The sequence below is a fragment of the Amycolatopsis sp. NPDC051373 genome (genome assembly GCF_040689465.1).
Taxonomy (GTDB): domain Bacteria; phylum Actinomycetota; class Actinomycetes; order Mycobacteriales; family Pseudonocardiaceae; genus Amycolatopsis.
The window spans coordinates 225,883-240,524 of record NZ_JBFBAE010000012.1 but is presented as its reverse complement, the minus strand read 5'-3'; the positions used below and the strand labels follow the sequence as shown (position 1 = coordinate 240,524).

The window sequence follows — 14,642 nt, the reverse complement described above, 5'->3', positions numbered from 1 at the left end:
ACGCGTGATTGTCGGTCAATCATGTCCGCAGGAGCTGCGTCCACGGCGCTACCCATCGGAGCTCGTTCGAGAAGGCTCTGCAACGGCGCGCATGCAGACGCTGACGCAACCAATCCAGCAGATCACGGTCGGCGCGGGCGGCGGTAAGCTGATCGATCGAATATACCGACTGCCGGGGTTCGCCATCGTCGATGTCACGGATTACTTTGCCGAATTCAGGTCCATACCTTTGCCTGATCGAGCAATAATCTTGTCGTCCACCGTACGCCGCTTGGTACGGTCCCTCTCCTTGAGGCCGACGTGCTGAGCCACCTGGTGTAGCCGGATCGTCGGCTTCGCCGGCTGCCTGCTCCGGTTCCTCACCCCTGGATTCCGCGGGCCCGACTCGGCCCGGCAGCGGCGTGCGCGAGTGGTGACGATCCCGGCGCCGAGGCGACGACCAGCGGGCTGCAGGGATTGTCGAGGCAGTCGAGCAGGCCGCGCCGCCGGCCTCACTCCCGCCTACCTTGCCGGCGACGTCGCCGATGTCCATCGGCTGACCGGAGGCCGTCTGGAACTGGGCCTCGGTGCCGGCCACGTCCCGGGCGAGTTCGAGGCAGCGGGTTCGCCGGTCGGCACAGGAGGGGATCGGTTGGACGAACCCGGCCGTCGTCTCCTTCCTCGAGAACGCCCGGGGTCCGAAAGCGACGGTCCGGCGGCACCCGGATGTCCGCTTCGCGCATGGTTGACATCCGAATTGCGCAGCGCGCTCCTGAACGGAGACCGGCGTGGATACCGTCGTGGAGCAGCATTAGCAAGGAGGCGTGATGGACTACGTTCTCGATCGGACCTCGGTGACTTCGCTGGAGCGCGACGCGCGTGTCGATCTCGTCGAGAGGGCAGACAAACTCGTCCCGATCTTGGCCGCCAACGCGGCCTGCACCGAGGAAACCCGCCGGATCTCCGAGGAGAACCTCGCCGCGATCGAGCACGCGGAGCTGTTCTCGATTATGCAGCCGAAGCGCTTCGGTGGGCTGCAGGTGGACTTCCGCACCAAACTCGAAGTCGCACGCGAGCGCGCGCGGGTTCGGTTCCACCGCCTGCGCCACCGGCTTGATGAACGTTTGTGCCTGGTTCACCGGACTGTGGGGCGAGCAGGCACAGAAGGAGGTGTGGGCCGAGCGCCCCGTCAACCGCATGGCAGAGGTGTTCGCGTCCACGGGCTGGTGGAGCCGAGCAATACGCGTCCGTATACCTCGGCGCTGATCTCCGGGTTGCCGACCGCGTGGCGACCGACGACCTCATCGTCGCGCCAGACCCGCTGCGTCGGGTTTGGTTTCAGCGAGACTCGATAACCCGGGCGTGCATGGCGACAACGTTCGCGTCGCGGCGCCTTCAGGCAAGGGGGCTCTCCGCGGACGGACTCGGTTCCAACGCTGTCAACGAGGCAATCCACTCCGGCCGCAACGTTGAGACCGCCTGCGCCACACCATCACCGACAATTGACCACGAACAGACCCGAATCGGGTTGCGAGACATCGCTTAGGACGGCCGAAGATGCCAGTTGTTCCTCGTCGAGATCTTGAATCTCTGCCGAAGTACATTCCGGGACGGACGGTTCGCGGCGCGATAAAGCTGGCGAGCAACGAGATTTCCGACGGGCCGTTGCCCAGTGTCGTAGAGACGATTTCTCGATTGACGCCGACGGTCAACCGATACCCGGACGGCGATTCCCAGGTTCTGCGGGAGCGGCTCGTGCGTGACCTGGATGTCGACGTCGCGCAGATTGCAATAGGCTGCGGATCGGTAGCGCTGCTCCAGCAGCTAGTCCAGGCACTGTGCAGTCCGGGCGACGAGGTTCTGTTCGCTTGGCGCTCCTTCGAGTCGTATCCGATTGTGACGCAAGTGGCGCATGCCGTCAGCGTTACGGTTCCTCTCTCTGAAGGGCATGGCCTCGATCTGGATGCGATGCTCGCAGGCATCACGCCGCGCACGAAGATGATCTTCATTTGCAATCCGAATAATCCGACCGGTACGGCTGTATATCGTGACGAACTCGCCCGCTTCATCGACGCCGTTCCGGAAAATGTGCTGGTCGTTCTGGATGAAGCTTACAAAGAGTTCGTCACTGACGCCAATGTTCCGGACGGTGTACAATTCGTTCGCGCGCGAAGTAACGTCGCTGTGCTTCGCACTTTCTCGAAGGCTTACGGCCTTGCCGGCTTGCGCATCGGGTACGCCATTGCTAGCGAGGTCGTATGTGAGGCGCTTCGACAAGTCTGCATCACATTTTCGGTGAACGCTATTGCGCAAGTTGCCGCCATTGCGTCACTCGATGCCGGCGACGAGATGTTTGAGCGCTGTCGCAGCATCACTGTCGAACGTGACCGTGTCCGCGACTCGCTGATCGCTATGGGTTACGAGGTTCCACCCAGTCAGGCAAATTTTGTATGGCTTCCCTTGGCTGAGCGCGCCACGGTTTTCACCGATTACATGCTCGACCGCAAGCTCATTGTTCGCCCCTTCGTCGGCGAAGGGATTCGTGTTACTGTCGGCGCCGCCGAAGAGAACGACCTCTTCCTTGCGGCGGCCCGAGAGTTCCTTGGCGTGGCAAGGCCGTTATCAGTGAAATCGTACGCTTCAATAGAGTGAAGCGTTAACGCTCAGCGGCCCAGCGGAGCTAGGCTGTCGAGGAACTGCCGGTCGCAGGCGCGTCGACGGTTCGTAGCAGCACTTGGGTCGTGTGGCGGATGTGCTCAACGAGGATTGCCACGGCCGCGTCGGCCTCCTTGGCGAGGATCGCGTCCAATATGGACTTGTGCTCGCTCACGATGTCGCGATGCTCGTGGCCGAGCGGCACGGACCAGCGGCGGTAGAGCTCGGCGGAGTCGCGCAGGGAGCGGGCGATCGCCAGCAGTCGAGGGTTTGGGCAACCGGACAGTAGCGCCAAGTGGTAGGCGGCGTGCACTTCGACCCAAGCGTCGGAGAGTCGCTCCGGGTCATCGGCGTCCATCTGCGGGGTCTGCTGGAGCCGGTGGTGCGCGGCGAGGACGTCGGACTCCCACTGCACTCCACCGTGTTCGAGCGCTTCGCGGAGGACGAGCGACTCGATGGCTACCCGGGCCTCGGTCAGATGCTCGAGGTCCTTGATGGAGACCGGTGTGGTGCGGAATCCGAGCTGTGGCTCGGCCTGGACCAGGCCCTCGGCCGTGAGCCGTGACAGTGCCTCGCGGACCACGCCCATGCTGGCGTCGTAGGTGCTGCACAGCTCGGCGAACGGCAGCCGGCTGCCCGGGGTCCGGCGGCCGGCGAGGATGTCCTTGCGCAAAGCCAGATACACGCGCTCGGCCCGGGTCGAGGACTTGGTCGGGGCCATACCCACAAGTCAACCATGTTCGAGGTCTACAGGCAATGTCGAAAATGTATTGACTTATTGATAACCCTGAACCAGTCTGGTGTTACAGCACGCTGAGCTGCTGAGACGACCGGCGAGGAGGCCGCTACATGGTGGACGAAGCAGCGTTTCGCGAGCTGATGGGTGCGGTTTGCGCGCCTGTCACGGTGGTCACCACCACCACAGGCGAGGGACGCCCGCACGGCACGACCGTGAGTTCCTTCGCTTCGCTTTCCCTGCGGCCCCCGATGGTGAGCTTCGCGCTCGACAACGGATCGGCGTTACTCCAGCACGTTCGCGAGTCCCGGCGGGTGGGGGTCAACGTCCTGGCACACGGGCAGGAAGCCGTCGCGGCGGCCTTCGCGGGACAGGGCGAGGGCAAGTTCACCGGGGTGCCCTGGCACGAGGACGACGGGCTGCCGCGGCTCGCCGGCGCGGGCGGGTGGCTCGTCGGGACGGTGAACTGGCTCGTCCCCGGCGGTGATCATGTGCTGGTGCTCGTGCAGGTCGTCGCGTCCGAAGTCTCCGAAGCCGCGCCTCTCGTCTACGCACGCCGGACGTTCGGCACCCATTCCCGGTTCGAGCGCCGGATCGAGCTGTCGTCGTAAGCCCGCCGGCGGCGTGATCACCACGACGGTTCCAACCCACCGAGCAAAGGAGCATTTGATGTCCATCATTCTCGATCGGCCGAGCGCGACCTTGGCGGATCGGCAGCTTCGAGCCGACCTCGTCGAACGCGCGGGAAAGCTCGTTCCGCTGCTGGCGGCGAACGCGAAGCGGACGGAGGACGATCGGCGGGTGCCCGAGGAGAACATCCGGGCGATCGAGGAGGCTGGGCTGCTCTCGATCATGCAGCCGCGCCGTTTCGGTGGTCTCGAGGTCGACTTCCGCACGAAGCTCGAGGTCACGCGGGAGCTCGCGCGCGGATGTGGTTCGACGGCGTGGGCGACCAGCCTGATGAACGTCTGCGCGTGGTTCACCGGGCTCTGGAGCGCGCAGGCGCAGCAGGACGTGTGGGGGGAGAACCCGCACAACCGGGTCGCCGGTGTGTTCGCGGCGAGTGGAACTGCGCGGGTGGTCGAGGGCGGCCTGGTCGTGAGCGGCAAGTGGGGCTGGGCCAGCGGATGCCTGCACTCGCAGTGGGCGCTGGTCGGCACGCCACCGGTGGAGGGTGAGGGCAAGTCCTACGACCAGGGCATGGTCCTCATTCCCATGGCGGACCTGACGATCGAGGACACCTGGTTCGTCGTCGGCATGCGCGGCACGGGCTCCAACACCCTCGCCGCCGACGAGGTCTTCGTCCCGGAGCACCGGTTCATCTCCGTGCCCAAGATGACGGTCGGTGACGTCGCCACGCCGTTCACGGACGAGGCGCTCTACCGGTCGGCGTTCGTGCCCGGTGCCGCGATCATTCTCGCCGGGCCGCAGCTCGGCCTGGCCCAGGCGGCGCTCGACCTCGTGCTGGAAAAGGCCCCCAAGCGCGGAATCTCCTACACCTTCTACGATAACCAGACCCAGGCACCGGTGGTGCAGCTCGCCGTGGCCAAGGCCGCGAACCTCATCGACACCGCGCACCTGCTGGCCTACCGCGCCGCGGCGGAGATCGACGAGAACGCCCACAACGGCGTATTCCCCGACTACACCGCGCGGGCGAAAGCGCGGATGGACGTCGGCCAGGCCATCGTCACCGCGCGCGAGGCCATCCGGGAGCTGGTGACCGCGCACGGCGCTTCGAGCTTTGCCGAATCAAGCCCGATGCAGCGCATCTGGCGCGACAGCGAGGTCGCCAGCCGCCACGCCGTCGGCAATCCCGAGATCAGCGCCGAGGTCTACGGCCGGGCGCTGCTGGGCATCCACGAAGGCGTCACCCCGCTCGTCTGACCCGTGGAAGAGCGGGCCCGCGGCCGCGCGCCGCGAAGAACAACCGAAGAGGAGTGAAAACCGTGGCAGAACAACGAATGCCGTGGAAGGACCTGGTCGAGTATTCGGAGACGCACGGCTTGCTCGCGAAGCAGCTGTACGTCGTGGTTTCGACCCCGACGAACGGGCTCGGCCCGGTCTTGGAAAACCTCGATCCGCACGTCGAGTACCAGACGAAGATGGAACGGGAAGGCGTCATGTTCGCCGCCGGCCCGTTCGCCAGTGACGATCTGCAGGAGTGGCACGGCGAGGGGATGTTCGTCTACCGTGCGGAATCCCTCGAGCAGGCCACGAAGTTCGCCGAGGCCGATCCCATGCACCAGGCGGGTGCCCGTAGTTTCCGCGTCCGCCTGTGGTTGCTGAACGAGGGGACGTATTCGGTCCAGCTGTTCTACTCGGGCGGCAAACCGAAAATCGGCTGATCTCGAACTCGAGGCCGTCGGACGACAAGGAGGTGACCGCATGACGGTGGTGGAGCAGCGCAGAGCGGCTGACTCGATCCGAGACCGGGTGCGCGGTGCCGTCGCCGAGCTGGCGCGGGGACGCGCGATCGTCCTGGAGGATGACCTCGCCGGTGGGGTCGGGATTCTGGTCTTCGCCGCCGCAAAGGCGTCAACGCGGACGATGGCGTTCCTGATCGAGCACAGCTCGGGGTTCGTGTGCGTCGCGCTTCCCGCAGCGCGGTGCGCGCAGCTGAAGCTCCCGCCGATGTGTGCGCGCACCGGAAGCTCGACGCCCGACTACTGCGTGGCGTTCGACGCCGCGGAGGGTACGACGACGGGAATCTCGGCGCGTGACCGGGCTCGTGGCGCGAAGCTGGTCGCCGAGGGTGCGACCACTCCGGACGATCTGGTGCGTCCTGGGCACCTGATCCCGCTCCGGGCGGCCGACGGACGCGTGCTGGAGCGGCCGGCCCGGGCCGAGGCCGCGATCCGACTGGCCGAGATCGCCGGTCTCGCGCCGGTGGCCGTGCTGGCCGACGTGGTCAGCACGATGGACCAGACTCGGATGTGCGACGGCCTCGAAGCCACTGAATTCGCGACTGTGCACGGGCTGGCGCGCCTCTCGCTGACGGACGTCGTGGAATACGAACTGGCCGCGGTCGACGAACACGTTCCCGCGGCTCTGAAGAGAGGACTCCCATGAAAATCGGCAATCTCGACGGCCGTGCTGTGCTGGCGGTGCCCGGAGGCGTGGTCGACGTCAACCGGGCAAGCGGCGGGGAACTGCCCTCTGCCGTCAACGATCTCTTCGGCGTTTGGGACAAGCTGCGCGCGCTCGAACAACACCATTCCGCCGACGCCGTGTTCACTGTGGACGAGGCTCGGCTGGGCCCGCCGTGCCCGAGTCCGCAGCAGGTGTTCGCGATCGGCCTCAACTACTCCGACCACGCTTCCGAAGCCGCGTTCACGGTGCCGGACTCGCCGACGGTGTTCCCCAAGTACGTGTCCAGCTTCACCGGCGCGCACGGTGAGGTCGCGCTCAGCGGTGACACAGTGGACTGGGAGGTCGAACTCGTCGCGGTGGTGGGAAAGGAGGGTCACGGGATCCCGGTGGCCGACGCGTGGTCGTACGTCGCCGGTTTGTCGGTCGGCCAGGACCTGTCCGACCGGAGTGTGCAGATGAGCGGGCCGGTGCCGCAGTTCGGGCTCGGGAAGTCGTTCCCCGGGTTCTCGCCGATCGGCCCGTGGCTGGTCACCCCGGACGAGCTCGCCGACGCCGACGACCTCGAGCTGGGGTGTTCGGTCAACGGCCACGAGGTACAGAAGGGCCGGACGCGGGACATGGTGTTCTCGATCCCCGAGCTGGTTGCCCGCCTGTCGCAGGTGGTGACACTCTACCCAGGCGACGTGATCTTCACCGGGACCCCGGCCGGCGTGGGCATGGCCCGCAACCCGAAGTGGTTCCTCAAGCCTGGCGACGAGCTGACCAGCTACGTGCGCGGAATCGGCGAGATGCGGCACGTGATGACCGCTCGGCGGGCGTAGGCACGACAGCAAGGGAGCAGGAAACGTGGCTTTGCACAAGATGGCCGCGGTCGTCATCGGCGTTCCGAACCTCGCCGAGACCACGGCCTACTACACCGAATTCGGGCTCACTCCCCGCGGCGACGGCTGGTTTTCCACTGTGGACGGAGGAAACCAGCTGCGCCTGGTCGAGTCCGCGATGCGGAGGCTGGTGGCGTTCACGGTCGGCGTCGACAATCCCGACGACCTCGACCGCGCGGAGAGTCGGCTGCGCGGTGTCGAGGCGCTCGTCAGCCGTGGTCCGGGACGACTGACGGCGATCGACCCGGTCGGTGGGGTGGAGGTCACGCTCGAGATCATGCCGCGGCTGCGGCAGGCCGAGGTCCCGACACCCGTTTACAACGCGCCGGGCCGGATCGAGCGGGCCGGCGCGCGGGCCGACGGGGTGCTGCGCACGAACGCGGTCAAGCCCCGCAAGCTCGGCCACGTCGTGCTCGGGACCACCGACTTCGCTGCGTCCCAGCGGTTCTTCGTCGACGGTATCGGGTTCAAGGTGAGTGACCTGATCAAGGACACCGGGGCGTTCCTGCGCTGCTCGACCGACCACCACAACCTGTTGCTGCTCAAGGCACCCGTGAGCTTTCTGCACCACACCTCGTGGCAGGTCGACGACATCGACGAGGTCGGCCGCGGCGCCACCCGCATGCTGGAGGACCATCCGGAACGGCACGTATGGGGGCTCGGTCGCCACCACGCGGGGTCCAACTTCTTCTGGTACCTCAAGGATCCGGCGGGCAACTTCTCGGAGTACTACAGCGATCTCGACTGCATCCTCGAAGATCAGCTGTGGAAGCCCGAGGCGTTCGAGGGCGCGGCCGGCCTGTTCAACTGGGGTCCGCCGCCACCCCCGTCCTTCCTGCACCCGGACGACCTGGCGGCGCTCATGACCGGAGCACATTCGCCCGGCTGACGTGCCCCGGCGCCGCGGCGACCGGGCGGCGACTGTCGTCATCGGCGGCGTTGACCCGCGCATACGCGGGCCGGGAGGTCGGATGGCCGTATCGCGAACGGATGATGTCCGACTCGCGCAGCGGCCTCCCGTCCGGGGCCGGCCGCGGCTAGCGTCGCGAATGAGCACACAGGCAAGGAGACGTGATGGACTACGTTCTGGATCGACCGTCCGTGACCGCAGCCGAGCGCGACCTGCGCGCTGACCTCGTCGAGCGGGCAGCAAAACTCGTCCCGGTGCTCACAACCAACGCGGCCCGTACCGAGAAGTCGCGCCGGATTCCGGAGGAGAACCTCTCCGCGATCGAGGAAGCGCAGCTGTTCTCGATCATGCGGCCGAAGCGGTTCGGCGGCCTGCAGGTGGACTTCCGCACGAAGCTCGAGGTGACCCGCGAACTGGCGCGAGGCTGCGGCTCCACGGCCTGGGCCACCAGCCTGATGAACGTGTGTGCGTGGTTCACGGGGCTGTGGGGCGAAGAGGCTCAGAAGGACGTGTGGGCCGAGCGGCCGGCCAACCGCGTCGCCGGTGTATTCGCCCCGACCGGCACGGCCGAGGTCGTGCCGGGTGGCTACCGGGTGAGCGGTCGGTGGGGCTGGGCCAGCGGGTGCCTGCACTCCCAGTGGGCGCTCGTCGGGGTCCCGCTCGCCGACGAGAGCGGACAGCCGGCCGACCAGGGGATGGTTCTCATCCCGATGTCCGAACTGTCCATCGAGGACACTTGGTTCGTGGCCGGCATGAAGGGCACGGGAAGCAACACCCTGGTTGCGGACGACGTCTTCGTACCCGCTCACCGCTACGTCTCCGTGCTGAAGCTGATCGACGGCGAAGTGGCCAACCCCTACCGCGACGAGGAGCTCTACAGAGCCGCCTTCGTGCCGGGGGCCGCGATCATCCTGGCCGGGCCGCAGCTCGGACTCGCCCAGGCCGCACTGGACGTCGTGCTCGGGAAGGCGCCGCAGCGCGGCATCGCGTACACGTATTACGACAGGCAGACCGACGCCCCTGGTTTCCAGCTGGCCGTCGCCAAAGCTGCGTCTCTTGTGGACTCCGCGCACCTGCACGCCTACCGCGCGGCCGCGGATATCGACGAAGCCGCACACCGCGGCGTGTTCCCGGACTACGCCGCACGAGCGCGGGTCCGCATGGACACCGGCCGCGCGATCATTTTCGCGCGCGAGGCGATCCGGGAACTGGTCTCGGCCCACGGGGCTTCCAGTTTCGCGGAGGTGAGCCCGATGCAGCGCATCTGGCGCGACAGCGAGGTCGCGAGCCGGCACGCGGTGGCCAACCCCGAGATCAGCGCGGAAGTGTACGGGCGCGCGCTGCTCGGCTTCACCAGCGGCGTCAGCCCGCTCGTCTGAGGCGGTCACGGTCATCTGTGTGTCGCGCTCGGAATGCTTTTCGTCGGCCACGCGGTGCCGAAGGCGTTCGGCAGGCTCGGCCGGCCTGCTGTAGCCGGGGTCGGTGTCCTGTTCGACAGGTGGAGCCTGCGTCCTGCGAAACTCGGTGATCCTCACCTCGGGATGCGCGCCAACCACCGGAGTGCTTCTGATCATCGGCCCGCCGTCGCCGTTCGCCTGCACGGTCATCGGCGCGGGGCGGTACTCACGCGCCGTCCGCGGTGCCGCATTCGTCCTGGCTTCCACCGACGTCTGAGCCGGAGGGATCCGGCAGATGCGCCGGCTGGACACGAACACCTGCAACACCGGACAAGGAGGTTCAGCCATGCACGACGGCGACCCGGCGGACTGCGCCGTCACGGACATCGATCCGTTCTCCGATGAGTTCCTCACCGACCCGTTCCCGGCGCTGGCCGAGCTGCGCGATCTTGGTGAGGTCTTTTATCTGCGGCGCTACGGTGTCTGGGGCGTTGCCCGCCACGAACAGGTCACGTCAGTCCTGCGGCAGCCCACGGACTTCTCCAACGCCGCGGGCGTCGGCTACTCGGATCTGCTCCGGGAAGACCCCTGGCGCTCACCGAGCCTGATCCTCGAGGTCGATCCGCCGATTCACACGACGAACCGGCGAGTCTTGGCGCGGATCCTCTCGCCGCGCGCGCTGCGCGACCTCACCGAGCGCTTCGCCCGGGAAGCCGAGTTGCTGGTGGACCGCGTCCTCACCGGTGACGTCGCCGAGGTGGACGCGGTCCAGGACCTGGTGCGGCCGTTCGTTCTCAAGGTGTTCCCGGACTCCCTCGGGCTCCCCGCCGACGGCCGTGAGAACCTGCTTCCGTACGGCGGGGTCTCCTTCAACGCGCTCGGACCCCGCAACGCTCGCTTCACCGCTGCTATGCGCGACGCCGAGAGGCTCGCCGGCTGGGTCGAGCGCGCCTGCTCGCGGCGCGGTCTCGGGGCGAGCGGGTTCGGCCCCGACATCTTCCGGGCGGCGGACGAGGGCACGATCACCGAGGCCGATGCGGGGCTGCTGGTCCGGTCGTTCCTCACGGCCGGGGTCGACACCACGGTCAGCGCACTCGGGTTCGCCTTGCTGCGCTTCGCTCAACACCCCGATCAGTGGGACCGGTTGCGCGCACAACCCTCGCTGGCCCGTGCGGCTTTCGACGAGGTCGTGCGGGTCGACTCCCCGGTGATCGCGTTCTTCCGGACGACAACCGCGGACACCGAGCTGGCCGGGACGACCATCCCGGGCGAGCGAAAGGTGATGGTCTTCTTCGCCGGTGCGAACCGCGACCCGTCGCGCTGGACGGACCCCGACGATTTCGACATCACCCGCAACGCGGCCGGGCACGCGGGGTTCGGCGCCGGGATCCACAACTGCGCGGGCCAGATGGTCGCCCGGCTGGAGGCGGAAGCCTTGCTGCAGGCCCTCGCCCGACGGGTACAGCGCTGGGACCTGGCCGGCACACCGGCTCCGAGCCTCAACAACGCGCTCCGCGCGCTCGGCAGCCTCCCACTCCGGGCGCACCGGAGCACCGGCCGCGCGCCGACGAGCACGAGCCGAACCGCCTGACCGACGTACGAAACGAGGTATGACGATGACCGAGGCCGATCACGGGCTCAGCGCTGTGGCCCGGAGAGTGCTGCTTGAACGGCGGGCACGCGATCGCGGCCAGTGGGGCCGGATGCGCGATTGCATCCACCCCGAGGCGTCCATCCGACTGAGCTGGTTCCAGGGCACCGGTGCGGATTTCGTGAAGCAATCGGAGGAGATGGCTGCGCGGGGCCAGCAGGCCACCCACCGGCTCGCCCCGCCGGTGACCTCGCTCTCCGGTACCCGGGCGGTCGCCGAAGTGCCTGCGAGCATCGAGTTCCGTGACGTCATCGGCGGCGTGGAGGCGGATCTGGCGTCCTTCACCCGTCTCGTGTACCGCCTCGAGAAAACCTCGGACACCTGGCGGATAGTGGCGCTGGACGTGATCTACGAGCGCGACACCCTGACCCCGGTGATGCCCGGCGAGGTCCCCGATCTCGACCGGGCCCTGCTCTCGACGTTCCGTGCTCCCTGCCGGTTCCTCGGTTACCACCTCGCCGACCACGGCTACACGATCTGGGGCGACCTGTACGGCGTCGACCGGCCGGAGCCCGTCGCAGAGTTCTACCACTCCCTGTCCGCATGGGTCGATTCGGCCGCATCGCCGGCCCGGTGATGGCGATGGACGCTCCAGCCGTGTGTGTGGACACACCGGGGAAAGGACGCTGATGGCAAGCACGACACGACAAGGTGGCATGGTCGACGGAAGCAAACAAATCGAATTCGAAGCGGTGGTCGCCGGTCGGCGAAGCGTTGCCGAGGGTGTGGTCGAGCTGAGCTTGCGGCGTCGCGACGGCGCCGCTCTCCCGGCCTGGGCGCCTGGAGCGCACATCGACCTTGTGCTCGGCGACGGGCTCGTCCGGCAGTACTCCCTGTGCGGGCCGCTCGCCGACGCCAGTCAGTATCGGATCGCCGTCCGGCGGGACGACGACGGGAGGGGCGGGTCGCGGCAGGTCCACGACACGGTCGGCGTCGGCGACGTCGTGGTGCTTCGTGGGCCGCGCAATCACTTCGTCCTCGAGGACGCGCCTGGCTATGTGTTCGTCGCCGGTGGGATCGGGATCACCCCGCTGCTGCCGATGATCGAGGCAGCTCGTGACGCGAACACAGATTTTCGGCTCTACTACTGCGGCCGCCGCCGCGCGAGCATGGCTTACTGTGGCGAGCTCGCTCGCGACGAACGGGTCACGATCCTTCCGAAGGACGAGGAGGGGCCGCTGCGGATTGACGAGATCCTCGAGGACACCCCCAGCGCCTGGCCGGTGTACTGCTGCGGCCCCGAGACGCTCCTGGCCGCGTTCGCGCAAAGCTGCTCCGCGCAGTCAGGCCGCGCACTGCGCGTCGAACGATTCACCCCGGTTCCGGTTCCTGGCGAGCAGGCTTCAGAGGATCACGATTTCACGGTGGAACTCGCTGTCACCGGCGGCGAAGTGGAAGTCCCGGCCGATCGCCGGCTCCTTGACGTCTTGTGGGATTCCGGCGTCAACGTCATGACCTCCTGCGAGGAGGGCACGTGCGGAACCTGCGAGACGGCAGTGCTCGCCGGGGAGCCGGATCACCGTGACTCGGTGCTGTCGCCTGAGGAGCGAGCTGCGAACGACCGCATCATCGTGTGCGTGTCCCGAGCTCGGTCATGCCGCCTGGTACTCGATCTCTGAACGGGGCGACGCATCACCCACCCGATCCGCGCCTGACGCGGCAACAGAAACGTCGGAGAACGGGAGAACCCGAGATGGTTGAGGACAGCGGGACGACAGCAGTTGTCTCCACGACTGACGGACCGGTTCGCGGAACATGCGCCGATGGGGTTCGCCGGTTCCTGGGGGTCCCGTACGCAATGCCACCGACCGGCGATCGGCGATGGCGCCCACCCGTCGCCCCCGTGCCGTGGACCGAAGTGCGCGACGCGACGAGTTTCGGTGCCGTCTGCGCCCAGGACAGCACCGGCCTGCCGGGATTCGGGCACTTCAGCGAGACGGAAGACTGTCTCTACCTCAACGTTTTCACGCCGGACCGCCAAGATCGGGAGCAGGTGCTGCCGGTCATGGTGTGGTTTCCGGGCGGCGGTCTTTACTGCGGAGGAAGCACCGGTTACGAGCCGCATTCGCTGGTTGTCGACGGAAGTGTTGTGGTCGTTTCGGTCAACTACCGGTTGAATGTCTTCGGCTTCTTTTCCCACCCGGCGATCAACTCGGAAGGGCACCCCGCCGGGAATTACGGAATCATGGACCAGCAGCTGGCGCTGCGCTGGGTCCGGCGCAACATCGCACAATTCGGTGGCGACCCTGGAAACGTGACGATTTTCGGCGAGTCCGCCGGCGCGATCAGCGTTCTCGCGCACATTGCCTCGCCGGGATCGGCAGAGCTCTTCCACCGCGCCATCCTGCAGAGCTGTGGGCCGACAGCCCTGATGGCAACGCCGAGCATCGAGTCCCTGGCGCACGTCGGTGAGGGCTTGGCCGCGGCGGCCGGGTGCGCCGCACAGACCCCGGACGGGCTTCGTGCCCTCACCACGCGAGAGCTGCTCGATGCCGACGCGATGGCGGAACAGATCCTCGGAGTGGGGAAATATCACATCGGACTGGTCGCGGACGGCTCTGTCATTCCGGAGCGGATGTCGGAGCTGTTCAGCACCGGTCGATTCAACCGGGTACCGGTGATCAACGGCGTCAACCGGAACGAGTTCACCTGGTTCCAGGCGATGATGGAATTGCACACCGGGCACGTGATTTCGGCTGACGAATACCCGCATGCCGTGGCGGCTGCGCTGGCGGCCCTCGCGCAGGTCCCCGTGCTGGGCACGACGGTTCCGGACGACGCACTGCCGGAGATCCTCGACCGCTATCCCTGTGCGGCATATCCCAGCCCGGCAAGCGCCGTCGCCGCGATCGTCGGGGACTGCGGGTTGATCAGCGCCGGCGGTCGGCGTACCACGCGTGTCATCGCGGAGTTCGTCCCTGAGGTCTACTTCTACGAGTGGGACGTTCCGGACTCGCCTGTCTCGTGGCCTGAGGTGTCGTTCCCCTACGGCTCTGGTCACACTCAAGAGCTCCAGTACCTGTTTCGCGGCTTTCACGGTGGGGGAGGGACGCCTCGGGAGCTGACGAAGCCGCAGCAACGACTGGCGCGGCACATGGTCGCGTTCTGGACAGGGTTCGCGCGATGTGGCGAGCCGGATGCCGGAATCGCAGGCGGGCCGATCTGGGCCCCGTACGAGCACGGAGCCGACAACGCGATGATTTTGACAACTCCGGAATCGGGGATGGTGAACTCATTCGGTCAACGGCACCACAGTGATTTCTGGGACGCGCTCACTCGTCGGGCAGCAGCGACGACTGCTTGAGTGCCGGAGCAGGGCTGTGCGGCCGGACGGAGGTGATCG

The 14,642-nt window shown here is 67.1% G+C and carries 14 protein-coding genes; 13 read left to right on the top strand and 1 reads right to left on the bottom strand.

The window, feature by feature from the left end; translation table 11 throughout:
- Positions 1-806 precede the first annotated feature (806 nt).
- Together AB0383_RS24045 and hisC are read left to right on the top strand one after the other, a co-directional pair.
- The gene (locus AB0383_RS24045; RefSeq protein ID WP_364176474.1) at positions 807-1,334 is read left to right on the top strand and encodes a hypothetical protein; all 528 of its coding nucleotides are present in this window, start codon (positions 807-809) and stop codon (positions 1,332-1,334) included.
- Positions 1,335-1,536: 202 nt separating this feature from the next.
- The gene (hisC, locus tag AB0383_RS24040) at positions 1,537-2,631 is read left to right on the top strand and encodes a histidinol-phosphate transaminase (protein ID WP_366188589.1); all 1,095 of its coding nucleotides are present in this window, start codon (positions 1,537-1,539) and stop codon (positions 2,629-2,631) included.
- A 28-nt stretch (positions 2,632-2,659) separates the two neighbouring features.
- On the opposite strand, the gene AB0383_RS24035 is transcribed toward hisC, so the two are convergent.
- Positions 2,660-3,355, bottom strand: a complete 696-nt coding sequence (locus tag AB0383_RS24035) for a GntR family transcriptional regulator (RefSeq protein WP_366188588.1) — start codon at positions 3,353-3,355, stop codon at positions 2,660-2,662.
- Between the two features lie 128 nt (positions 3,356-3,483).
- On the opposite strand from AB0383_RS24035, the gene AB0383_RS24030 reads away from it, so the two are divergent.
- The 11 genes from AB0383_RS24030 to AB0383_RS23980 all read left to right on the top strand — a co-directional run bounded on the left by AB0383_RS24030 (position 3,484) and on the right by AB0383_RS23980 (position 14,603).
- Positions 3,484-3,981 (top strand): flavin reductase family protein, encoded by a 498-nt coding sequence (locus tag AB0383_RS24030; RefSeq protein ID WP_366188587.1) that lies wholly within the window; start codon positions 3,484-3,486, stop codon positions 3,979-3,981.
- 58 nt (positions 3,982-4,039) lie between these two features.
- Positions 4,040-5,254 (top strand): acyl-CoA dehydrogenase family protein, encoded by a 1,215-nt coding sequence (locus AB0383_RS24025; RefSeq protein ID WP_366188586.1) that lies wholly within the window; start codon positions 4,040-4,042, stop codon positions 5,252-5,254.
- 62 nt (positions 5,255-5,316) lie between these two features.
- Positions 5,317-5,715 carry a YciI family protein gene (locus tag AB0383_RS24020; protein WP_364176484.1) on the top strand — a complete coding sequence of 133 codons (399 nt, stop codon included), beginning with the start codon at positions 5,317-5,319 and terminating at the stop codon, positions 5,713-5,715.
- Between the two features lie 40 nt (positions 5,716-5,755).
- On the top strand, positions 5,756-6,439 hold the full coding sequence (locus AB0383_RS24015; RefSeq protein WP_366188585.1) for a 3,4-dihydroxy-2-butanone-4-phosphate synthase: 684 nt from the start codon (positions 5,756-5,758) through the stop codon (positions 6,437-6,439).
- Positions 6,436-7,281: a fumarylacetoacetate hydrolase family protein gene (locus AB0383_RS24010; RefSeq protein WP_366188584.1), complete on the top strand. Its 846-nt coding sequence runs from the start codon at positions 6,436-6,438 to the stop codon at positions 7,279-7,281. Before AB0383_RS24015 ends, AB0383_RS24010 begins: the two co-directional genes overlap by 4 nt.
- A gap of 25 nt (positions 7,282-7,306) precedes the next feature.
- Positions 7,307-8,230 (top strand): VOC family protein, encoded by a 924-nt coding sequence (locus AB0383_RS24005; protein WP_366188583.1) that lies wholly within the window; start codon positions 7,307-7,309, stop codon positions 8,228-8,230.
- Positions 8,231-8,415: 185 nt separating this feature from the next.
- Positions 8,416-9,630 (top strand): acyl-CoA dehydrogenase family protein, encoded by a 1,215-nt coding sequence (locus tag AB0383_RS24000; protein WP_366188582.1) that lies wholly within the window; start codon positions 8,416-8,418, stop codon positions 9,628-9,630.
- Between the two features lie 364 nt (positions 9,631-9,994).
- On the top strand, positions 9,995-11,239 hold the full coding sequence (locus tag AB0383_RS23995; protein WP_364176499.1) for a cytochrome P450: 1,245 nt from the start codon (positions 9,995-9,997) through the stop codon (positions 11,237-11,239).
- 19 nt (positions 11,240-11,258) lie between these two features.
- Positions 11,259-11,876, top strand: coding sequence for a nuclear transport factor 2 family protein (locus AB0383_RS23990; RefSeq protein ID WP_366188581.1), 618 nt, complete (start codon positions 11,259-11,261; stop codon positions 11,874-11,876).
- 79 nt (positions 11,877-11,955) lie between these two features.
- Entirely contained in the window at positions 11,956-12,918 is a 963-nt protein-coding gene (locus AB0383_RS23985; RefSeq protein ID WP_364176505.1) for a PDR/VanB family oxidoreductase, read from the top strand.
- Positions 12,894-14,603: a carboxylesterase family protein gene (locus AB0383_RS23980; protein WP_366188634.1), complete on the top strand. Its 1,710-nt coding sequence runs from the start codon at positions 12,894-12,896 to the stop codon at positions 14,601-14,603. Before AB0383_RS23985 ends, AB0383_RS23980 begins: the two co-directional genes overlap by 25 nt.
- The last annotated feature ends 39 nt before the right edge of the window (positions 14,604-14,642 follow it).